We start from the raw sequence: 21,200 nt of genomic DNA on the forward strand, positions 1-21,200 counted from the left end.
TTTTTAAATCTGGTATGCGTTCTGTCTTAAAAAATGATCCGCCAGCACTACCTTAACCATGGCCTCCACAACTGGAATGGCCCTAGGGATAATGCACGGATCGTGGCGTCCCTCTTTGGCCTTATCCCCCACAGTCGAGGTCGGTTTGAAGGTAATGGTCATTACCATTTTCTCACCATTAGAAATCCCGCCTTCCATTCCGCCAAAAGCATTGGCCGTATTTGAAACAGCTGATCCCTTCATCTGCGCCATCTCTTCTCCTAAACCATAAGAGAAAGACACGACAGCTCCAATTGAAAGAAGCGCTTTAGCGAAATCCGCCTTTAATTTATCAAAGGCCGGCTCTCCTAATCCCACAGGTGAATTCTCCACGACGATGCGGACTCGTCCACCAACTGACTCTCCCTGAGCTTTTAAATCCTCAAGGTATTTTTTTATCTCATCATTTCTTTTTGTATCAGGAAATGAATAAGGACTTAAGTCTGCTGATAAATCTTTTAAAATCTCTTTGTGCTCAAATGGTCCAAGCAGGCTTACGTAAGCTTTTACTTTTACCTGTGGAAGCACAAGGCCTGCAAAATACCCGGCCACTACGCGCGAGAGAGTCTCTCTTCCTGAAGAACGTCCACCTCCGCGATGATCGCGGATGCCGTATTTCATCATGGTCGTCTTATCGGCGTGTCCAGGACGATGCTCTTCTTTTAACTTATCGTAGTCAGCACTTTTTTGATTTGTATTGTGAACGATAACAGCAATTGGTGTGCCGAGAGTTTTCCCCTCAAAGACACCTGAGAGAATAACCGCTTTGTCGTCTTCATTTCTTGAAGTTGTTCCGGCAATTTTTCCAGGAGCTCTCCTGTCTAATTCGCGCTGCAAGTCCTCCAGTGAAACTGAAAGCCCAGCTGGAACTCCGTCAATCACTACACCCATTGCCGGGCCATGTGACTCGCCAAAGCTCGTCAAAGAAAACATTTTACCAAAGCTATTTCCACGCATATAGTGACCATTATACTCAAAAGCACCAGGCAAAAACAAGGAAGCATCGGTCATGTTCCTCGAGAGCTTTAGGCATTTAATCGAAATTGAGGCCCTAAAGAGGGAAAATCAACAAAATCTCGAGAGAATTAGCAGCGAAAACAAAAGAATATCCGACTTAGAGCAGCGTCGTAGCAAGACTTTGTTACAAAATGATGATTTACGCCTGGAAGAAAAAAATCTCAAGCTCGAAGAAATTCAGTACCAAATCGAAGACTGGCAACTGCGTCTCAATAAACTCACTTCACAACTAAGCATGGCCGCGACTGAAAAAGAGCAACTCGCTTTTGAAAGTCAGATTGCTACTGTGAAAAAAGATATCGAAAACAACGAAGCTCTCTACTTTGAGAAGCTGGAAAAAAGCGAAGAGATTCAAAATCAGATCAAAGAAAATGAAGAATTCATAAAAGGCTCACTTACGACTCTTGAGTCTATCAAAAAAGAAGTCCAAGAGAATGTAACCAAAGAGCAAACGATCATCGATAATCGCAACAAACGAATTGAGTCACTCATTGATTTATGTCATCCGAGTTTAAAATCGCTATACCTTGAACTTGAAAAAAAGTTTTCACCGAAAAGCCGCCCGGTTGGTTATTTAATCGATAAAAAATGCAATGCCTGCCATATGCTGACGGATTCAATGCTTAAGAACTCGCTCGATGAAGGACGCTCGATTGAGACCTGTCCAAACTGCGGAAGACTACTTATTCCCGAAACGGCACGGGTCTATTAACAATTTCCCACTACTTACAACCTAAAAAAATTACACTCTCCCCTAGGCATTGGTGTTTTTCTTAAGCTAGAAGATGCCATGATGAAAAAGACTTTAACCCTACTGACTCTCATTTTATCTAACCAAGGCCACGCACAAGAGATCGCCGATAAAGGCTATCGTCTCTCAGGCGAAGCGGTGATGAAAGACTTCACTTTAATGAGACTCACTCCGAGTGAAGATCATCTCATCAGATACATTTTAAAAACCAATCACAAAGTTCCTAGAGAAGAAGCTGTTGCTATTGCCAGCAATGTTTTAAAAGTTTCTGAATGTTTAAAAATTGATCCATGGTTATTAACTGGATTGATCCAAAAAGAGTCTACATTTAAAAGAGATGCTGTCAGCCCGACAAACGCTGCAGGTCTGACCCAGTTTACATCTGTTGGTTTCAAAGAAGTAAACGACCAACTGGGAATCAGAGGCAAAGAAGGCGCAACTGAAAACGCCATTCTTTACTACAGCTCCAAAATCCGCGACTGCATTGATCCAGGATGGGTGGATTTATGGAATCGCGTTTCGGCGACTCCAGAAGACCCGGATTTTTTCAATCTTCTTAAAGAAGAAATCAAAACTGATATCCCAACAGCTGTCACTTATGGGGCCATTTTACTTAAGACTTATGTGGCCTACGTTGATAACAGGTCATCAAGGGCCGAAGTAGACCTTCCATTGAGTGAAACCTACTATCAAGCGCTGCAAATTTATAATGGTGAAGAAGGCAACGCTAAAGTAAATTACGCGAAGGCCATCTTCAAAAATGTGCAGAATCTGTATCCGCACAAAGTAAATTTTCCTTTTCTTCAGCAATAATCTCACAACCTATTGACGTCTAACGTGACTTATCCGATAACCGCTCTACCGAGAAGGGGGAATCATCGCTGGCCTTTGTAGCAATACAAAGACGGGAGGAAAGTCCGGACACCACATGGCAACGTAGCGGCTAACGGCCGTCCATCGCGAGGTGAGGACAAGTGCAACAGAAAGTATGTACAGGTAATGCTGTAGTGAAACCAGGTAAACTCTACGTGGTGCAAGCTCAAATAGGTATAGGCGTTTTTTAGCAATAGAAAACTAGGGGGTGCCACCTCCGATGCTATACGGGTAGGGTGCTCGAGGCTTGTGGCAACGCAAGTCCTAGATGAATGATGGTTGAAAACAGGATCCGGCTTACACCCTTTCTCGGTTTTATTTCTTAGTGATCGCTTTGATCACTTTCAACGTCGCTGTCGACACATTCAATTTGGCATCGTTAGTTTTAAACTCGTACTCAATGTCGATTTTTTTCGTCATCTTTTCGAATTCTTCCAGCGATGTTTCCAGAATGTAGTTTTGAATATTGTATTTGGTGATTCCCGTTTTAATCATCGGGAATTTTTCAAAATCTTTTTTAATTTTTAAGTGTGGATATTGTTTAAGAGTCTCGTCATTAGTTTCCAGAATAAACGTCGGCACTTCCCACTGCCCTGAAAGCCACTCGCGCGCACCTTTTTGATAAACGAGGATTTTCTTTTTATCGACCACTACGACTCTTAAGAGTTTAATAAATAAATCTTCACTCTCTTTTTTTACTCCCTCTCTAGGAAAAGCCAGCGGATCGCCACTTTGTTTTGCTTTACACGTGCTATTGAGCGGACAAATCATACAAGTCGCTTTTCTCGCCTGACAGACAATTCTCCCCAGGTCCATGAAAGCTTCATTCAGTGCACGGGCACTCAGTCCATCCATCTCTGCAAGAATCTTTTTGTGTTCAAAATCGTGCCAAAGTTTCTTTTGAAGTTTTGGACCTTTTTCAATATCAACACCGTAAAAGCGCGACAGCACTCTTTCTAAATTAGCATCAACCGCTAAAGCTTTTTTATCAGCACCGATAGCGACAATGGCATTGGCCGTATAAGGTCCAATACCCTTGAGGCTCATTAAGTCATCAAGCTTAGTCGGAATTTTTCCGTCGTATTTATCGACGATTTGAATAGCAAGATTGCGAAGGTTTCTGGCACGGCGATAATAACCTAACCCCTTCCACGAAATGCATACTTGCTCTTCAGTTGTATCTGCAAGCGCTTCAATCGTCGGGTACTCTCCCAAAAATCTTTCGAAGTGATTAAGAACAGTCCCTACCGTTGTTTGCTGAAGCATGATTTCCGACACCAGCGTTTTGTAGAGTGTTCTCTTCTCTCTCCAGGGTAAGTGAGAGTATTGGTGCTTAGACCAGTCAATGAGGTTGGAAAAAAGTGTATGTGCCATTAACGACACATTTTAGTAAAATCTTTTGCATAGTCAACGAGATCATCACTAGTAAAAGCTTTTACACCGTCACCAGTCATTTTCGCCCCATTGCTTCCCAGGAATTCGCGCATCTCCACAGACATTTCATCGATATCAGTGACAATAAGGAGATGTTTGGCCTTGGAATCTTTCATCCAGCTAAGAAGTCTTTTTTGATCATTAGTCCCATACGACATACAAACGCTGGAGAAATCCCCCACTTCTTTGATAGACGTATTGTAGACAGAAGCGCGCACCTTGCTCTTGCAGCCTTTTATTACTGCTTCCATAAATGATCTTCGAGCGCATCTGTCCGGCTCGCGGTTGTAGTCAACTGACTTTAGAGAAGAAGAAATATCAAACCAGATTTCAATCTCTGCCGGAGGCGCATCGCCTTTTTCTTTTCCGCAGAAGATATCAAAGTAATTATTTTTATCGCAATTTACTAAGCTGGTTTCAAGTGCATTGAAAGTTTTAAGCTCTGCTTTTTTATCTTCGGCTGCTTCTTTTGCGGCTTCAGCAGAAGGCGGAGCCTCCACTTTCTTTTCGATGTAACCGAGTTGAGGATGAAAACATCCATCGCCCATTGGCACACAATGAGAGTCATCGTTTTGAGCGAGGTGAGAAGACATAGAGATAGATTGTTTTTTATCCAAAAGCTCCAGAATCATGGAGACTTTTTTAGGTGAGAGAAAAATCATTTCGATCTTTTTAGGAGTGGCCATCGACACCGCCGGAGCCAGACACATAAAACAGATGATTTTTCTTAAAGAGATCATATATCCATACCTTTCATCTTGAAATACTGGAACATGTTATTGCCGACATCCACAATCAAGTCGCACTCTTCCAGCTTTAGGTTTAAGAACTCCGTCATAAAAGCTCTCTGACGGGGTGTTAAGCTCTCCAATTTTTCTCTGATACTTTTATCCGATCGATCTTTAGGAGAGGTTTTATCCTCTTTTAAGATCTCCCTGGTCGTCTCTCTTCTATCTTCATCGGCCACTCTTCTTTCTGACGTAGTCGTATGGTTGATATTTTTCTGAGTCCCAGGGTCCGGGGCCGAGTCAGTGAGTTCTGCCACGTCGATATTTTCTTCAGAGAGTTCGTCTTTATAAAACTTCACCAGTCTTATAAAACGATCTGCAAAGTCCTCTTCGACAAAATCAATCATCTCATGGAGGGGAATATTGAGTTTAGCGGTGATTTTAGCAATTAGCTGAGGGTTTAATTCCGTTGTTTTCTGAGAAAGAAAACGACTCATGGTAGAGATCCCTACGTCAGTCTGCTCTGCGAGCTCTTTTTGCGACATAGGCCCACGCATTTGCATGTATTTCCTGACTACTCCCAGGAACATCTCGATTTTATTGCGTCTAAATTCTGCCATGCAATTTTCCCCTTTTCTAACTGCTCAAAAGCATTATCGGATTGCAAAATAATTTCTTGATGCAATTTTATTACTTGACGCAATTGGTCTATTTTGGTATTCTGGCCTCAGGAAAAGGACGGGAAATCGTCCCAAACAAGAGGTCGATATGGAAACTCTTACTTATTTTATCAATGACTTATATGCTGAGCTTGAAGAAAAATTAGGTGAGACGTCATATCAGACACTTGAAAATAAGACTGTGAAATCGGTGACTTATCAAGATGCAACTATCTCTGGAAGCTTGCTAAAAGACATGGTTTACGAGGACGTTATCTTCGAAAACTGTACCTTTTTCGGGACCCAGATTGAGAACTCGCTCTTCATTAATTGCATGTTCATTAATTGCAAGTTCAAATTCTCACGATTTACAGATTGCAATTTCGAACAGACCACATGGGAAAATTGCATCTGGGGAATGAGCAGTATGAAAGACTCGGACATTGCTGGCAACGACATTAAAGACAACCTGGCCTTCGAGTCTCAAGGAACTGGATCGCACACGATCACATGCCTGGCAGAGTTTTTAACTCTATCAGCGTAAGACTAAAAAACATTTAAGGATTTTTAGAGAGAGCATCACGAACCTCCCTCATGGATCTCTCACTCTCATCAATAAACTGGCTTCGAGGGAATTATCTTCTACATACTTTTAATTTTGTCATGGATGACGAAGTTACAAGGGTCACTGCCCTACCACTGAGCCTGGTTTCCCTAAACCGGGCTCTTTCTTTTTTACCTAAGATTTGCGGTAGAAACATCCCACTGATTGAGTGTTACGTCTTGAGGCCAAAAGAACCTGATGGCCAACTTCAACAGCATTTCTTAATCCGATTAAGCTATCGACAAGTTTGGCGTCTTTATAGAAGCGGTTAATTTCATCTGAGAGTTCATTGAACATGGCCTCTGCGCGCGAAAGACGATCTTTTGATCTCGTCAGTCCCACATAGTTCCACATTGTCTGCTTTAATGTCTGCCAGTCCTGGTGGATAAGAGCAGTATCAACTTCTTCAGTTCCATCAACCCAGTTTTTGATCAAATCACCAGAGTAGATTTTTTCATTATCCACTTTCTTGATGATATCAAGAGCGGCGAAATGACCGAACGTCATTCCTTCCAGAAGTGATGTTGAAGCTAAACGGTTGGCCCCATGAAGACCAGTACACGCGACTTCTCCAACTGCATATAAATTCTTTAGTGTTGTTTGCCCTTTTAAATCTGTCTTCACTCCACCGCACGTATAGTGAGCGGCCGGAACCACTGGGATACGGTCTTTGCACATATCCACACCATGCTCAAGACAGTGTTTATAAATCGTCGGGAAACGGTTTTTAATCCACTCGGGGTCTTTGTGAGTAATATCCAGGTAGACACAGTCACTTTGTGTCTCAATCATTTCATCAGCAATCGCGCGGGCCACCACATCGCGTGGAGCAAGCTCCATATCAGGATGGTATTTCCCCATAAAACGAACACCGTTCGAATTAATTAATAAACCACCTTCTCCACGAACCGCTTCACTTACCAAGAAGCGTCTATGTGTCGCTCCAGCGTAGAAACTTGTCGGGTGAAACTGGATGAACTCCATGTCAGTTAAAACAGCACCAGCTCTCTTGGCCATGGCATGACCATCTCCGCGAGCGCCTTCTGAGTTGGTATGGTGAAGATAGATTGCACCAATCCCACCTGTCGCTAAAATAGTAAACTTCGCCAGGATTTTTTGTACTTCTTTAGTTTCCTGATTAAAAACATAAGCTCCAAGAACTTTGTTTTCTTCATATCTTTGCTGGATCTTCACACCATGGTGAAGAGCTGTCAGAAGATCGATGGCCGTATGAGAAGTAAAAAACGTCACGTTTTTAAAACTGTTTTTCAAGTAATTTAAAAGAGTGATCTGAATATCTTTCCCCGTGTAGTCTCCGCGATAAAGGATTCTTGGAGTCGAGTGGGCCGCTTCTTTAGTAAAAAGAAGCTCACCGCTTTCATCTCGTTCAAAATTTGAGTGCGCTTTATGAATCAACAAGTCTTCTAAAATTGTACTTGATTCGTACGCCACCAGCCTGGCCGCCTCTACTGACGATGTTCCTGCACTTGCTTTTAAAATATCTTCCACTAAAGATTCTTCCGATCCCTTAGCGTAAATAATTCCACCTTGGGCCCAAACCGTGTTGGTTTGTGAAGGGTCTTTTTCGCGAGTGACGATGGCCACTCTAAGTCCTCTTTCAGCTAAGCCTGCAGCAGCTGAAAGGCCAGCGATCCCTGTGCCGATAATTAAAACATCAAATTCAAAATCGCTCATTTTGAACCTACGGGTTTTAGCTTCATTGAAAGATCAATGTGAGGAGCGCTGTGAGTAAGGGCACCGATACTAATCGCATCGATTCCTTCTAGTAGAGCATCTTTAAGAGTTTCTAATTTTACTCCTCCAGATACCTCATACGTCACACCAGCTTTTTTCATTGCCACGGCCTTCGCCAGGTCTTCTTTAGAAAAGTTATCCAGCATCACGTGCTCAACACCTAAATCGAACGCTAGTGCTAGTTCATCAAGAGAGTGAATCTCTACAATGATGTTTTGATAGTAAGTTTGCATCGACTTAAAATAGGCCCAGGCTTTTTCCAGACCACCAAAAAATGTTTTGTGGTTGTCTTTAATCATCCACGCGTCTGATTGAGAGAAGCGGTGATTGTGAGCGCCACCTACACGGACAGCGTATTTCTCCAGTTGGCGAAGCCCTGGAGTGGTTTTTCTTGTATCAAGAATAGTGGTCTTTGATCCGGCAGCGATTTCGACAAACTTCTGAGTGAATGTTGAAATGCGTGTCGCTTGTTGAAGCAAATTAAGCGCCACTCTCTCACCTGAAAGAGCGATGGCAAAAGGTAGTTTGAAAGTAATCACTTCACCTTTCTTAAAATTCTTCCCTTCGTATTTTTTGAAATCATTGTAGTCGAGTTCAGCGCCTAAAAAATTAAAAGCGCCCACAAAATACGGAAGACCCGCAAGCATGACATCGCTTTTAATTTTAAGCGAGCACTCTACAGTGTCTGTCGGAAGTTGATTTAAGTAAAAAGCATTTCCTTGCAGATCATCTTCTGCAAAAAAACGAGCGTAATCGGCTTCAAACCCTAATGTCATAAGACTCATAAATACCTATTCAAAATCTGATACCCGAGACCGCAAAAATCCCGGATTGCCTACTATTTAACCCTTTACTCTCAAAGAGTTAAGTCTTTTATGCGCCCCCTTCTTTTTCAAGGAGTTAGGCATGAAATTCTTCGTCTTATTTAGCCTTATTCTCGCCCTTTCACTGGGAGTAACCATGGAAAGGGGTGTTGCTCAAAAAAGCCCTCCACCGAGGACAACACCGCCTTTCCTGCAAAAGTACCAAAGGTCAATGAAGGCGGACTTCAAAAAACCAGAGAACGCGAACCTTCTTTTTAGTTTTATCACTGGTAATAAAAATGGGATTTCTCCCTATACCAGAAAAGCTTTTAAGAAGACCAACCTCTCTCACTTACTTGCTCCCTCAGGGATTCACTATGCAAGTGTCCTCTTTCTTCTTTTTTTCTTAGTGAAAAAAATGAAAGCTAAACGTTGGCAAAGAATTATTAAAGTTATGACCTATTCATCAGCTTTTTTTCTTCCTGGTTTTACTTCTATTCATCGCTTGTCTATTTTGAGATTGCTGTTGCAGTTTAAGTTTCTGGCCAAAAGAAAATGGTCAATTGAAGTCATTTTCTTTCTGACTTTTGCCGTTTCTTTTTTATGTGGCCATTACTCTGATTCTCCTCTGGGATTTTTGATGAGCTTCGCTTTCCTCGGGACATTTTTTGCTTTTCAAAATCACTCCAAGATCATGTTAATTCTTGGACTCTTTTCCACTCAGCTTATTCTGGGACTTTTTATGGGAGAAAAAGTTTCATTGCTTTCTATTCCTGTAGGCTTGGTGGGAAGTGCCCTCTTTGCTCTCTTATTTCCTACACTGCTTCTTTTTTTGGCGAGCTATTGGTTGATTCCTTTTAACTGGGGAGAGCCTCTGATTAGAAGTTATGTCGTGAGTGTTCAAGTCATGGCAAAAATGCTTCAGGGCAGTTTTACCAGCTCTTCCGTTTTTCTTATTCTCGCAGTCTGGGCGCTGCTTATTCTCAAGACTTCTAAAAGAAAATACGCAATTGTTTTTTTATTGATCTTTCTACATACAAACACGGCCATGACTCCTGTTATTTTCAGCCACTTAAGTTAAAAAATGAAAGTCTAACTTGACCAACAACCTGGCCTTCAGTACAAATGCTGAAACGTTTCTTAAAGGACTTCATATGAAATTTCTTTCAGCACTTTGCCTTTCACTTCTTCTTGCATCAGCACCACTTCATGCTGGCAGCATTAAAGAAATTTATTCAAGTGCTCAGGAAGCGATTGAATTTTACTACCAGGCCTCTGGTGAGTGGTCAGTTCTAAAAATTTCAAAAATTAATTTTGTAGACACACAAAGCGCTGAGTACACTCTCATCTCAGCACGCACAACGATTAAGAATCTAACAACAAGAGAAATCAGCAAAGAAATTTGCCTGGTGACTTACGTGACTGAAAACCACGAGTTCTACTCGATTAACTGTTTCTAATAAGAAATTTCAAAACGCGTCCCATTGGACGTTTTTCTCACAAGAAATTTTCCGCCCTGATGTTCGACGAGTTTTTTGATAAGAAAAAGACCGTAACCTTTTTTCTCAGCTCCACGATAAGGTCCAAATTCCTTTTGGTTGAAATGGCTTAATTGATCAAAGCTCATTCCTCCGGCATTGTCTTCATACATAAAACCAGAACTGCGGTTCTTTAAGATCATTTGCAGCGGTATTCTTCTCGCGTTAGCAGCTGACTGCGAGTTTTTCATTAGATTCGTAAGAATAGTTTGTAAATCCATCTGATCAATAAAGAAGTCTTCATCTCCAGTGACCAGACACTCTCCCTCAATCTGATGTTTGCTCTTTAAATCCATTACGACTGATTTAAAACTCAGTTGCTCGACTTCACTGAATGAATTAAAAGAACGAACGGCCTCCACAACCTCCTGCAGTTCTTTGATTCCAGAGAGCGGCTGAAGTTTGTTTTTTAAGTCGTGGAGAAAGAGATCTGTCTTGATCCCTTTGTATCTTAATTTGCGATCGAGAAAGCTTTGTTTTGTTCTTACGCGGCTGACGTATCTCTCCAAAAGAACACTTACAATCCATGAAGAGATCAGAGCATTAAACACATCACCATGGTAAAACGGGTAATCGGCGTAAACAGTCTTAGCGAAAGGATGGAGCGCGTACTCCAATAAAAAGATCGGAAGAAAAGCTGCAATGACATAAGAGAAGCCTTCAAACACAATGGCCGAGACAAACATGTATTGAATGGCCGCAAAGTGATAGCCCGGATTGAAAAACTGGCCGACAAGCACATAAGTAAAGCAGAAGACATGAAACATAATGACCCAATACTTCACCAGCTTATTGAAATGCACACTTAAAATAAAAAAGAGCAATGCGAGGACTGTAATTGTTTTGGCCACGAGATAAGCTTTGACCATTTCCCCTTTGAGCATGGGGTATTCAAGAAAGGGCAAAATAAAGAACTGCACCAACACCCCATAGGCGATGATGAGAAAGGACTTCTTGTATTTAATGTTGTCCATTATTTAAGTTTAAAGCCCACGCGTGGAATAGTTTGCAGTGACTCTTTTACGAAAGGAACTTTGTTTTTTAGATTGGTCAAATGTGTATCCAATTTATTCCTTGAAGATTTTGAATTTCCCCATAGATAATGGATCAGTTCGTGGCGGTCAATCACCTGGTTTTCTCTCTCCAGGAAATAGCGGAAAATTTTAAACTCAGTTTCCGTCAATTCGAAAAGCTGGTCGTTGATCTTAATACTCCAGTCATCCTGAAAAAGGATAACCTTGTGTCCTCTGATGTCGAAGTCCGGATTGAAAGTATAAAACGTTTCAATTTTGTTTTTTAGTTTTTGAATATCGATGGGCTTTTGAATAAAGGCATAAACCTTTTCTTCTAAGGCCTGTGAAAGCATCTCTACGGAAGGTCTTCCCGAAACCAGAATGAGAGGAACCGGCCCCAGGTGATAGCGAAACTCTGAAAGAACTTGAAAACAGTTTTTATCTTTTAAATAGTAGTCGGCAATAATTAAGTCATACTTATGTTTCAGGATTTGAGAATCCATATCTTCCAGAGTTCCAACGACAGAAATGTTTCCGTAACATGAAATATTTTCGCGAAGATAATTGCGTGCACTCTCTTCATCTTCAAGCACTAATATATGGCCCAAACTAACCTCGAATCGCTCTAGTCTAATTAAGTAAACCCTACCTTAATTATTCAAAAAAGAATATAATTCTAATATTATAACAGTCAGAGCTGAATGTGGCCTTAATATTTGCTTAATTCAGTCTTAAAGAGTGACCTAGGCCTTTTGTTTAGGGGCTTGGCGTTATTTCAATTGAGATTGTATCCAATCCAGGACAACCTCTGCATTTTTATCAGGTGGAAACACTGGGTAAAAAACTTTTTCGATCTTCTCATTCTCTAGAATTAAGACCATTCGTTTAATCAGGGTTTCTCCATTAAATTCAAAGGTAGGGAGCTCCAGGGCCTCAGTTAAGGCCAGGTCCTCATCGCTTAAAATCTCAAATGGAATGTGATTGCGCTCCACAAACTCTTGCTGAAACTCAGTTGTCTGCGTACTTGCTCCAAAAACGGCGTAACCCAGAGTCTTAAATTCCTGATGAAGATCGCGAAAGCCACAAGATTGAGGTGTGCACCCGCGCGCGCCAGGAATCATATCCCACCCCTCAGGGACAGACTCATTCGGCACTCCAGTTCGCGGATAAAAGAAAATAATCGTTGGTTGTTTTGCCAGGTTGCGGATGTTTACTTCCCTGTCCTCAGTCGTATGTAGAACAAGAGAAGGCAATGACATTCCTTCTAAGTGATCAGTAGCCCCATCATCATGTGGGACCGGCAAATCTTTAGGCAGGTTGAAAAGATCTTTCATCATAGCACCTACAAAAAAGCCCTCTTTCGAGGGCTTCGTTTCTTTATTAGTAGTTCAGAAGTTTTTCCAGCACTTCTTCAACGTGATTTACCTGAGGCAGAATCACATCTTCAAGGGCCGGGTTGTATGCACAGTGAACGTCCATGGCCCCTACACGCAGAATTGGTGCATCCAGAAGGTCGAAACACTCTTCATTCACTCTCGCTGCGATTTCTCCAGCAAATCCTGATGTTTTGTGTTCTTCGTGAGCAATCATTAAACGAGACGTTTTTGTAATCGATTTTTTAATAGCTTCGAAATCATATGGAGCAAGAGTTCTTAGATCGATAACTTCAACAGTCTTACCAGTTGTTGCTTCTAATTTCTTAGCTGCTTCAATTGATTTTTGAACTAAAGCACCCCATGCAACGATCGTTGCATCTGCACCTTCACGGGCAATGCGGGCTTTACCAAATGGAATCATGTACTCATCCCCTGGATCAGCAGCACGGTTGTACCCTTGGTAGTATAAGTGCTTATGCTCTAGGAACATAACCGGGTCATCACCCTTAATTGCTGTTCTTAAAAGTCCAGCTGCGTCTGCAGAGTTCGACGGGAACGCTACGCGGATACCAGGAACGTGAGTGAAAAGTGATTCACCTGATTGAGAGTGGTAAATCGATCCACCTTTTAAGTATCCTCCGATTGGAACACGCACAACCATTGGACACTTGAAGTCTCCACCTGATCTATAACGAAGTGTCGCCATTTCGTTCTTTAATTGCATATAAGCTGTCCAGATGTAATCGAAGAATTGGATTTCAACAACTGGCTTGATTCCACGAATCGCCATACCTATCGCTCGGCCGATAACGTTCGCTTCAGCAAGTGGCGAGTTGAAAACCTGGCCGTCTTTTGATTCACGTTGAACGTTAGCTGTAAGCTTGAATACTCCCCCCTTACCTTTTAGTTCAGGGTTGTTCAGTCTTTCTTTCTCGAAGAAGTCTGCAACGTCCTCTCCCCACATTCTTAACATTGGGTTTTTAGCAAACTCAGTGCGAAGAACTTTGTTGATAGAAGCGGCCATTGGCACGTCATCTTTTCCTGAAAAGTTTGGAGCTGTTTCAAATTCAGATCCAGTGATTGGATGTTCATCTGAGTATAGGTGATCAAGAACTGTATCCAGTTTTGGCCATTCAGTGTTGATCGCTTTATCCATTGCCGCTTTAACGTCAGCAGTTACTTTTTTAAGAGTTTCTTCTCTTTCCTTTTCTGTGATCACACCAGCTTCAACCAGGAATTTAGGGAAAGCGTTGAAAACGTCTCTTAACCCTTCTTCGTGTAGTTCAGCTTTTGTTCTATACATTCCGTGGTCATCAGAAAGTGAGTGAGAGTATGGTCTTGTTACAGTTGCGTGAACAAGAGCAGGCTTTCTTGTTTTTCTGATGTACTTCGCGGCTTCGGTCATTGTGGCGAAAGATTCGATTGGACAACATCCATCAGTGTTGAAGATTTTTAGCCCTGGGAAGTTTGCCAGAGTTTTTGAAATTGACCCTTCCGGGTACTGAACAGTTGTTGGAGTTGAAATCGCAAAACCATTATCCTCTACCATGAAAAGAACTGGAAGATTGTTTACACAAGCAGTTGTTAAACCTTCCCAGAATTCCCCCTGAGCAATTGTCCCGTCTCCAGTTGAAACGTAAACGATTTCATCTGTGTGGTAGTCCATTTTTGAAACATCCACTTTATGTTCTTTCTTTAATCTCTCAAACCAGATTCCTGCTTCAGCAAGACCACAAGCTTGAAGGAACTGAGTTCCTGTACAAGATGATTTGTTAACGATGTTAAGCGGTTTATTTCCCCAGTGAGCTGGCATCATACGTCCGTATGAAGCTGTATCGCCCATGTTACCGTTTGCCTGACATAACATTTCGTATGGAGTAACACCAAGACCTAAGCATAGAGCGCGGTCGCGGTAGTATGGAAGAAACCAGTCGTACTTTGGCTTAAGAACCATTGCCGCTGCCGTTAAAATTCCTTCGTGACCAGCACCTGAGATCTGGAAGAAAGCTTTTGATTGTTTCTTCATTGAAATTTCAGCGTCGTCTACTTTTCTTGATGTATAAATGTTTGAGAGCATCTCAAGCATTTCTTTTTTGCCTAAGTTATATTTTTTTGCCAGCTCAAGTTTTTTAGCGTGAGCGTTTGATCCGCCTTTTGCTTTAATTGGAGCTGCTGCTTTTGCCTTAACCGGTGCTGTGGCTTTCGCTTTCATCGGTGGTGCTTTTGCTTTAGATTTTGCTGTCTTTCCCAACATAAGTTTCGATCCTTAAAAAGTGATAAAAATAAGTATCAAGACTCTACCTAAAAGTGTCCGTAATGTCTAAATTTGAGGTGTGAGAACGCTCTGCGTCCTCGAAGGGTAAGTGCCTAAATTTTTGGAATTAAAATCCACTAGAGAGGGAAAGAGCGAAACGGCGGTCCTCTTGTCCTCTAAACTTGGCCGAAGAGGTGTCTACTGCGTAGGTTGTCAGGTCGAATTCCAGCTTTCTGGATTTCACACCTAAACCAAAAGATCCGAACCCGTCACCGTAACCGGCGCGGATAAAAAAGACACGGGAAATATCAATTTCCATTCCCAGAAGGAACTTTCTTGAAGCCGACACATTATCGAATTCTTTTGAAAGATCTTTGTAATTCATTTCAAAATGAATGCGACTGTTGTTGCTGATTTGTGGAGTGACCGAAAAACCAACATCAATACTTTGTTTAATTGAATCAGGAGCACCTGCACCTCTTCCGTTTTTAAAATCCTGCTTAAAGGCATTGTGAAGAGTTGCTGAAAAAGTTGGAAGGAAAACAACCGGCAACGTGATCTTCGCTCCCGCTGTTCCGATGAAAGCGTTCCCTTTTTTATAAGCGTTGTCTGCCACTGTTAAAGTTGCAGCAGGGTCAGCTGTCCCGATAATTTCTTTGCGATTTAAAAAGATTGTTGATAAACCGGCCTTAAACACTCCCCCAAAAAGAGAGATATTAAGAGCGGCGTATGGACCGTGATCTAACCTGTCAGCAAACTCAAATCCTGCTGTCGATGAATCAACCACTGTTGCTCTGGTTCTTTTCGCTAGTAAATAGCCAAAGCTAAAATAGCGCGATGTAAAGTTTGGCAGCATGTGGAATCGCGAATGAGAAATCTTCCCTACGTTGTCTTTTAAAACTTCACGCGTTCCATCCAATGAAAACATTTTCGTGGTGTTTTTTAAAGCATCAGTAATCGCTCCACCTGTTCCGGTAGACAGAAGACCTTTATTGACTTCAAGGTGAAAATTTGAAAGGTGCAGATGTGAGTAACGAACAGTTCCCAATCCTGCTGGATTGTAAAAAGCGGCCGAAGCATCATCTACTTTAGAAATAAAAGCATTCCCCATGGCAAGCGCACGACCACTGGTCGCCAGTTCCGGGAACACAGCATCTTCAAAATCAATGGCAAAAACTGATTGAGAGAAAATGAAAAATGTCAGTAAGAGAGCACTCTTTTTCATAGGATAATTTTAACGTATGCGGGAGTTCTTTCCTATGCGGTAAGGATGGCCTCTAAATAAAGGGCCTTTTGATCAGGTACTACGGAGGAGTTGTTTTATAGGGATGTCCTACCGGTAAGTTAGCACTTACACCCCACTTATGGGCAGCATATCCTTCGAGCTTTTGACGGTTAAGAGTGCTTAACACTCCATTAGTTACTATGAACTCTCCCATGACTCCGGCCATCCATCCAGTTTCGGCATTGTTTCTAAAACGAGCCCCGATTCGTGAAGTCGTCAAAGTTGAAGTGCCACGGGAATAATTTGTTTTTGCCTGAGATTGGGCCGTCCCATTAGTGTATGAATAAAAAGTTGTTCCCGAATCTTCCATCATCCCTAGCATAATTGTGTTATTAAAAAATGTCGTACTGGTTGTCGGAAGATTAACTTCAGTTGCATTAGCATTATTTACCTGAAGGCTGGTAATCGTATTTGTCGTTGAAGTCACAAAAGGAGAATAAGAAACATTAGATGTCGTTCCAGTATTGCCTTCACTATAAATATATCTGTTAGCATTGATTGCTGCTGCCTTCATGACTGTAAAAATAGATGAAGCACCAAGGTCGTAAACAAATTTTGTCCCCGCAAGGCTTGAACCATTGGCCGCACTCTGGGTTCCATTAAATGTGAGCCCTGGCAGACCTGCTCCCATACTGCTGGCATTCCAAGCTGGTCGCTTATTGGTCGTTCCTTGAGTCATTGTTCGGTTGTTTCCTGACTTATCGGTAATTTGACTTAAGCCTGCTCCCACTAATGTCAATGTTGAAGTCTCGCTTGCATCCAGCCATTGTGCCAATACAGTTGAACCAAGACAGCTTGGCTCCCAAAATGTCCAGGCAGGAGTACTAACAACATTAGAAAGTTGGGATGAAGCGCTTGTCCCTCTGACTGAATAATAATAATTATTTGTCGAGCTACAAGATGCATAGATTGTAAATATCTGTGCTCCTCCAACTCCACTTCTTAGTTTGTAACTTCCCCCTAAAGACACGCTTGGTGCTGAACCAGAGGTTGTGTAACCAGTTGCCTCTACCCATGATGAAACATCACATGAACCTGCAGACGTTCCTAAGCAAACTTCAACCGAGTTTAAAGCTTCATCTGCCGTCAGTCCGGTAAAGTTAATGGTACGAGCGTATGAATTACCTGAATAGGAAGAGGCAATTCCTGACAGATTACTGGCCACAGTTAAAGCGCCCGTAATGTCAGGAACAGAAGCAACAGTTAAACCAAAAACACTAGTTGCGGTGGCTGCTGGCATTGGTGTTCCATTATCTGAAAGAGTCAGTGTAATTGTAGCAGACCCACTGGCGTTAGAGGCTGGAGTAATAACCGCCTGACAATTCGGAGCTGTTCCTGAAATAACAATATTCGCATTTGGAACAAGAGCTGTATTGGATGAAGTCCCGGCAACATTTCCACTGCAAGTTAGAGTAGAGTCAATATCGGCGATAGTAAAAGTAATAGCACTCGATGGCGTATCTTCATCAGTTGTTTTATTCGTGATAGCAGAAATCGTTGGGACATCATTAACTGCATTGACTGTTAAAGTAAAAGCAGACGTCGCCGTTTTCGCTGGCAATGGAACTCCATTGTCAGTTAACGTTAACGTAATCATAGCTGAACCTGAGTTATTAGCTGTCGGAGTAATCGCCGCCACACAATTTGGAGCCGTTCCAGTGATAACGATATTCGCATTCGGCACAAGGGCAGTATTGCTCGAAGTCCCAGTCACATTGTTACAATAAACAGTCGAGTCAGCATCTGTGATCGTAAATGCGATTCCACTAATAGTTGTATCTTCATTAGTGCTTTGAGCTGTAATAGATGAAATGACCGGTGTCTGGTTAACCTGAATCACGTTCATGGTAAAGGTTTGTGTTGCCGTTAGTGCCGGCATCGGCGTCCCGTTGTCTGTTAAAGTCAGCGTGATTATCGCTGAACCATACCCAGTCACTGGAGTGATCACGGCCTGGCAATTCGGTGCCGTCCCGGAAATAACAATGTTAGCATTCGGAATAAGAGTTGTATTAGACGAGGTCGCGGCCACACTACTTGTACAAGAAAGTGATGAGTCCACGTCATTAATTGTAAATGCAATTGGAGAACTTGCAGTTGCCTGCCCTGTTGTTTGCGTAGCAATCGCCGAAAGTGTTGGAGCATCGTTAACTGCATTCACCGTAAGAGTAAAAATAGAAGTCGCTGTCATCGCCGGCATCGGCGTTCCGTTGTCTGTTAAAGTCAACGTGATCGTTGCTGAACCATATCCATTTGCAGCCGGAGTAATGACAGCCTGGCAATTAGGAGCGGTTCCAGAAATAACAATATTGGCGTTGGCAATTAAAGAAGTATTGCTCGATGTCCCCACTACGTTGCTGCAGTAAACAGTGGAATCAGAATCAGCGATTGTAAAATTAATTGCACTTGTGGCCGTGTCTTCATTGGTACTTTGATTTGTGACTGCCGAGATTGTCGGAGCTTGATTCACCTTTGTCACTTGAAGATTAAATGTCGTTGTTGTCGTTTGAATCGGCATTGGGAAGCCATTGTCCGACACTGCCACAGTCAAGGTCGTCGTCCCCGATTGGCCATTGACCGGTGTAATTGTCGCCATACAGTTAGGCGCAATTCCCGTAATAGAAATGTTGGTATTTGGAACTAATGCCGTATTTGAAGATGTGATCACGGTGCTACCATTACAAGTCAGGTTAGAGTCCACATCGGTAATCGTAAAGTTTACTGTCTTTGCCGTGCTTTCATTCGTCACTTGAGTTGCAATTGTTGCAATCACCGGAGCATCATTGACGGAAACTACCGTTAGGCCAAATGATGTAGAAGCTGTTTTTGCCGGAAGTGGCATCCCATTATCGCGGACAGTAAGTGTGATCGTCACAGCTCCTGACTGATTTAAACTTGGAGAGAGTGTCACTGTACAATTCGGTGCCGTTCCCCCGATGACAATATTAGAAACAGACACAAGTGAAGTGTTAGAAGAAGTTGCTGTGACATTTGAACACGCAAGAGTTGAATCCACATCGGCAATCGTAAAAGCAATCGCTGATGTTGAAGTGTCTTCATTTGTTATTTGAGCAGAGATCGTTGAAATAGTTGGAGGATCATTAAAAGCATTAACTGTTACAGTAAAAGTCGATACTGCTGTTTTCGCAGGAAGTGGAGACCCCGTATCAGTTAACGTCAGAGTGATGTTGCTCGAACCAATTTGATTTGCGGCCGGAGTCACTGTCACATAACAACTTGTCCCCGATCCACTCACGACTACATTTGCCGCCGGAATAAGCGTTGTATTGGAAGAGGCCACTGTCACATTAGAACATGAAACAGTTGAGTCTGTATCTGCGACAGTAAAAGAAATATTAGAGATTGCAACTCCCTCTGTCGTTGTCTTAGCGCTGATTGGAGAAATCGTTGGAGGCTCATTACTTCCCGCAGGCGGAGCAGAGATAGAAAAACTGGCCCTCCCAGTCGTCGAGTTTTTTCCTCCGGCCACAACATTGTAATTAAAACTAGCGGCCCCTGTGTAAGCTGCCGCTCCTGTCACTCCAACTGTACAAACACCTAACTGATCACAGCTGCAGGCCTGAGTTACGCTCACGTGTGAAAGTTGAGAAAGTGAACAACTCGAAGCTAAGTCGTTGTCGATGCTTTCATAGGACAAAGTAATGATTGATTGAGTTTTTGATGGAACATCTGCCGGCGTGATGTTTTTAGCAATAAGACGATTAACCACCTCAGGCGAGCCTTTTACTTCTTCTTTTTTGGTCGAGTTTAAACAACCAACAAAAAGCAGTATTGATGAGAAGAGAATGACATTAATAAGCGTCTTAATCGGGATCATATATCCTCAATTAAGATTATAGGTTAAATAGTGGACTTAGCTAAAGGGGGAAACAGAAGAGGAAAAAAAGGTCACCAAACGCTTTGGCTTGGTGACCTAATTGATTTTGATAATTAACGAGAACGAGACTTACGTCCTGGGAATCTATGGCTTAGGTTTCCTAGGTACTTTCCTCTGATGTTCTTGATTGACTGGATTCTTTGCTCAGCCATTAAATCCGTAGCTTTGTACACCGGAATATTTTGCTCATCAGAAAGCTTGAAGATCTTCAAAGTTGTATCGTAGATCTTGTCTACCATCTTAGTTGCCTTCTCAGCTGACCATCCTTCGAATTCGATCGATACGTTCATTACCCCACCAGCGTTGATCAGGTAATCTGGAGCGTATAGGATGCCTTTTTCTTTTAGCATATCTCCGTGACGGTTTTCTGCAAGTTGGTTGTTAGCAGCACCACAGATGATCTTAGCTTTGATTCTGTCGATTGTTTGATCGTTAACAGTTGCACCAAGAGCACATGGAGCGTAGATGTCACACTTTACGTCGTAGATATCGTTTAGACCTACGAATTCAGCGTTAGGCACAGCTTCTTTGAAACGAGCGATGTTTGCTTCGTTCATATCAGTGAAAAGAACTTTCGCTCCTGATTCGTATAGGTGTCTTCCTAAGTGAGTTCCAACTGAACCTGCACCTTGAAGAGCAACAACTTTACCTTTTAGTGAACGGTCACCAAAAACTTTAAGAGCTGAAGCTTCCATCCCACGGAATACACCGCGAGCTGTCCATGGAGAAGGGTTACCAGATCCACCGTTGATTTCAGCAACACCTGTTACGTTGTTTGTTTCAGCGAAGATGAATTCCATATCATCAACTGTAGTGTTAACGTCTTCAGCTGTGATGTAACGACCGTTAAGAGACTCAACGAATCTTCCGTATGATCTGAAAAGCGCTTCAGATTTATCCTTTGTAGGATCTCCCATGATAACCGCTTTACCACCACCAAGGTTAAGACCTGAGATAGAGTTTTTGTAAGTCATACCGCGAGATAAACGAAGAGCATCTTCGATAGCATCGTCGATTGATTTGTAGTTCCACATTCTTGTTCCACCTAGAGCTGGACCAAGAGTAGTGTTGTGAATCGCTACGATAGCTTTTAGGCCGCATGAAGGGTCAGAGAAAAATACCACTTCTTCGTGTCCCATTGAGTATAGTTTTTCGAAAGTAAACATTGTCATTCCT

Annotated in this window: 18 protein-coding genes and 1 other RNA gene; 6 read left to right on the forward strand and 13 right to left on the reverse strand. The window is 42.3% G+C overall.

Annotation, left to right across the window (positions count from 1 at the left end; genetic code table 11):
- Positions 1-3 precede the first annotated feature (3 nt).
- Positions 4-996: a chorismate synthase gene (aroC, locus tag C0V70_RS17105; protein WP_102245523.1), complete on the reverse strand. Its 993-nt coding sequence runs from the start codon at positions 994-996 to the stop codon at positions 4-6.
- A gap of 181 nt (positions 997-1,177) precedes the next feature.
- Between aroC and C0V70_RS17110 the strand changes: the two genes are divergently transcribed.
- From C0V70_RS17110 to rnpB, 3 genes are all read left to right on the forward strand, one after another.
- On the forward strand, positions 1,178-1,768 hold the full coding sequence (locus C0V70_RS17110) for a zinc ribbon domain-containing protein (RefSeq protein WP_158649734.1): 591 nt from the start codon (positions 1,178-1,180) through the stop codon (positions 1,766-1,768).
- Positions 1,769-1,846: 78 nt separating this feature from the next.
- Positions 1,847-2,620 carry a transglycosylase SLT domain-containing protein gene (locus C0V70_RS17115; protein ID WP_102245083.1) on the forward strand — a complete coding sequence of 258 codons (774 nt, stop codon included), beginning with the start codon at positions 1,847-1,849 and terminating at the stop codon, positions 2,618-2,620.
- Between the two features lie 49 nt (positions 2,621-2,669).
- An RNA gene (gene rnpB, locus C0V70_RS17120) (RNase P RNA component class A) lies at positions 2,670-2,996 on the forward strand.
- Here rnpB and C0V70_RS17125 read toward each other — a convergent pair.
- Genes C0V70_RS17125 through C0V70_RS17135 form a run of 3 tightly spaced genes read right to left on the reverse strand, consistent with a single transcriptional unit; the run spans position 2,996 to position 5,462 of the window.
- Positions 2,996-4,054, reverse strand: coding sequence for an A/G-specific adenine glycosylase (locus tag C0V70_RS17125; protein ID WP_102245084.1), 1,059 nt, complete (start codon positions 4,052-4,054; stop codon positions 2,996-2,998). The two genes, rnpB and C0V70_RS17125, sit on opposite strands and share 1 nt — an antisense overlap.
- The gene (locus C0V70_RS17130) at positions 4,054-4,854 is read right to left on the reverse strand and encodes a hypothetical protein (protein WP_102245085.1); all 801 of its coding nucleotides are present in this window, start codon (positions 4,852-4,854) and stop codon (positions 4,054-4,056) included. The genes C0V70_RS17125 and C0V70_RS17130 overlap by 1 nt, the downstream gene beginning before the upstream one ends.
- Positions 4,851-5,462, reverse strand: a complete 612-nt coding sequence (locus C0V70_RS17135; RefSeq protein WP_102245086.1) for a helix-turn-helix domain-containing protein — start codon at positions 5,460-5,462, stop codon at positions 4,851-4,853. The genes C0V70_RS17130 and C0V70_RS17135 overlap by 4 nt, the downstream gene beginning before the upstream one ends.
- Before the next feature lie 148 nt (positions 5,463-5,610).
- Between C0V70_RS17135 and C0V70_RS17140 the strand changes: the two genes are divergently transcribed.
- Complete coding sequence (locus C0V70_RS17140) at positions 5,611-6,045, forward strand: pentapeptide repeat-containing protein (RefSeq protein WP_102245087.1); 435 nt, start codon at positions 5,611-5,613, stop codon at positions 6,043-6,045.
- A 195-nt stretch (positions 6,046-6,240) separates the two neighbouring features.
- Here C0V70_RS17140 and nadB read toward each other — a convergent pair whose 3' ends face one another.
- Together nadB and nadC are read right to left on the reverse strand one after the other, a co-directional pair.
- Positions 6,241-7,800 carry an L-aspartate oxidase gene (gene nadB / locus C0V70_RS17145; RefSeq protein ID WP_102245088.1) on the reverse strand — a complete coding sequence of 520 codons (1,560 nt, stop codon included), beginning with the start codon at positions 7,798-7,800 and terminating at the stop codon, positions 6,241-6,243.
- Entirely contained in the window at positions 7,797-8,645 is an 849-nt protein-coding gene (gene nadC / locus C0V70_RS17150; protein ID WP_102245089.1) for a carboxylating nicotinate-nucleotide diphosphorylase, read from the reverse strand. Before nadC ends, nadB begins: the two co-directional genes overlap by 4 nt.
- A 121-nt stretch (positions 8,646-8,766) precedes the next feature.
- Here nadC and C0V70_RS17155 point away from each other — a divergent pair, with 121 nt between their 5' ends.
- Positions 8,767-9,744, forward strand: a complete 978-nt coding sequence (locus C0V70_RS17155) for a ComEC/Rec2 family competence protein (protein ID WP_102245090.1) — start codon at positions 8,767-8,769, stop codon at positions 9,742-9,744.
- 73 nt (positions 9,745-9,817) lie between these two features.
- Positions 9,818-10,123, forward strand: coding sequence for a hypothetical protein (locus C0V70_RS17160; protein ID WP_133566671.1), 306 nt, complete (start codon positions 9,818-9,820; stop codon positions 10,121-10,123).
- On the opposite strand, the gene C0V70_RS17165 is transcribed toward C0V70_RS17160, so the two are convergent.
- From C0V70_RS17165 to C0V70_RS17195, 7 genes are all read right to left on the reverse strand, one after another.
- Positions 10,120-11,175, reverse strand: coding sequence for an ATP-binding protein (locus C0V70_RS17165; RefSeq protein WP_102245092.1), 1,056 nt, complete (start codon positions 11,173-11,175; stop codon positions 10,120-10,122). The two genes, C0V70_RS17160 and C0V70_RS17165, sit on opposite strands and share 4 nt — an antisense overlap.
- Positions 11,175-11,822 carry a response regulator transcription factor gene (locus C0V70_RS17170; RefSeq protein WP_102245093.1) on the reverse strand — a complete coding sequence of 216 codons (648 nt, stop codon included), beginning with the start codon at positions 11,820-11,822 and terminating at the stop codon, positions 11,175-11,177. Before C0V70_RS17170 ends, C0V70_RS17165 begins: the two co-directional genes overlap by 1 nt.
- 162 nt (positions 11,823-11,984) lie before the next feature.
- Positions 11,985-12,551 carry a peroxiredoxin gene (locus C0V70_RS17175; protein WP_208107767.1) on the reverse strand — a complete coding sequence of 189 codons (567 nt, stop codon included), beginning with the start codon at positions 12,549-12,551 and terminating at the stop codon, positions 11,985-11,987.
- Positions 12,552-12,594: 43 nt separating this feature from the next.
- Positions 12,595-14,844 (reverse strand): alpha-ketoacid dehydrogenase subunit alpha/beta, encoded by a 2,250-nt coding sequence (locus tag C0V70_RS17180; protein ID WP_243733573.1) that lies wholly within the window; start codon positions 14,842-14,844, stop codon positions 12,595-12,597.
- A gap of 127 nt (positions 14,845-14,971) precedes the next feature.
- Positions 14,972-16,069, reverse strand: coding sequence for a hypothetical protein (locus C0V70_RS17185; RefSeq protein WP_102245095.1), 1,098 nt, complete (start codon positions 16,067-16,069; stop codon positions 14,972-14,974).
- A gap of 79 nt (positions 16,070-16,148) precedes the next feature.
- Positions 16,149-19,964 carry a beta strand repeat-containing protein gene (locus C0V70_RS17190; RefSeq protein WP_102245096.1) on the reverse strand — a complete coding sequence of 1,272 codons (3,816 nt, stop codon included), beginning with the start codon at positions 19,962-19,964 and terminating at the stop codon, positions 16,149-16,151.
- A gap of 113 nt (positions 19,965-20,077) precedes the next feature.
- Positions 20,078-21,190: a Glu/Leu/Phe/Val family dehydrogenase gene (locus tag C0V70_RS17195; RefSeq protein WP_102245097.1), complete on the reverse strand. Its 1,113-nt coding sequence runs from the start codon at positions 21,188-21,190 to the stop codon at positions 20,078-20,080.
- Positions 21,191-21,200 lie beyond the last annotated feature (10 nt).

It is taken from the genome of Bacteriovorax stolpii (assembly GCF_002872415.1).
Taxonomy (GTDB): domain Bacteria; phylum Bdellovibrionota; class Bacteriovoracia; order Bacteriovoracales; family Bacteriovoracaceae; genus Bacteriovorax; species Bacteriovorax stolpii.

Bases quoted from the DNA above. Each gene is read 5' to 3' on its own strand.
- aroC (WP_102245523.1), bottom strand. From the start codon at position 996: ATGCGTGGAAATAGCTTTGGTAAAATGTTTTCTTTGACGAGCTTTGGC.
- C0V70_RS17115 (WP_102245083.1), top strand. From the start codon at position 1,847: ATGATGAAAAAGACTTTAACCCTACTGACTCTCATTTTATCTAACCAA.
- C0V70_RS17125 (WP_102245084.1), bottom strand. From the start codon at position 4,054: ATGGCACATACACTTTTTTCCAACCTCATTGACTGGTCTAAGCACCAA.
- C0V70_RS17130 (WP_102245085.1), bottom strand. From the start codon at position 4,854: ATGATCTCTTTAAGAAAAATCATCTGTTTTATGTGTCTGGCTCCGGCG.
- C0V70_RS17135 (WP_102245086.1), bottom strand. From the start codon at position 5,462: ATGGCAGAATTTAGACGCAATAAAATCGAGATGTTCCTGGGAGTAGTC.
- C0V70_RS17140 (WP_102245087.1), top strand. From the start codon at position 5,611: ATGGAAACTCTTACTTATTTTATCAATGACTTATATGCTGAGCTTGAA.
- nadB (WP_102245088.1), bottom strand. From the start codon at position 7,800: ATGAGCGATTTTGAATTTGATGTTTTAATTATCGGCACAGGGATCGCT.
- nadC (WP_102245089.1), bottom strand. From the start codon at position 8,645: ATGAGTCTTATGACATTAGGGTTTGAAGCCGATTACGCTCGTTTTTTT.
- C0V70_RS17155 (WP_102245090.1), top strand. From the start codon at position 8,767: ATGAAATTCTTCGTCTTATTTAGCCTTATTCTCGCCCTTTCACTGGGA.
- C0V70_RS17160 (WP_133566671.1), top strand. From the start codon at position 9,818: ATGAAATTTCTTTCAGCACTTTGCCTTTCACTTCTTCTTGCATCAGCA.
- C0V70_RS17165 (WP_102245092.1), bottom strand. From the start codon at position 11,175: ATGGACAACATTAAATACAAGAAGTCCTTTCTCATCATCGCCTATGGG.
- C0V70_RS17175 (WP_208107767.1), bottom strand. From the start codon at position 12,551: ATGATGAAAGATCTTTTCAACCTGCCTAAAGATTTGCCGGTCCCACAT.
- C0V70_RS17180 (WP_243733573.1), bottom strand. From the start codon at position 14,844: ATGTTGGGAAAGACAGCAAAATCTAAAGCAAAAGCACCACCGATGAAA.
- C0V70_RS17185 (WP_102245095.1), bottom strand. From the start codon at position 16,069: ATGAAAAAGAGTGCTCTCTTACTGACATTTTTCATTTTCTCTCAATCA.
- C0V70_RS17190 (WP_102245096.1), bottom strand. From the start codon at position 19,964: ATGATCCCGATTAAGACGCTTATTAATGTCATTCTCTTCTCATCAATA.
- C0V70_RS17195 (WP_102245097.1), bottom strand. From the start codon at position 21,190: ATGTTTACTTTCGAAAAACTATACTCAATGGGACACGAAGAAGTGGTA.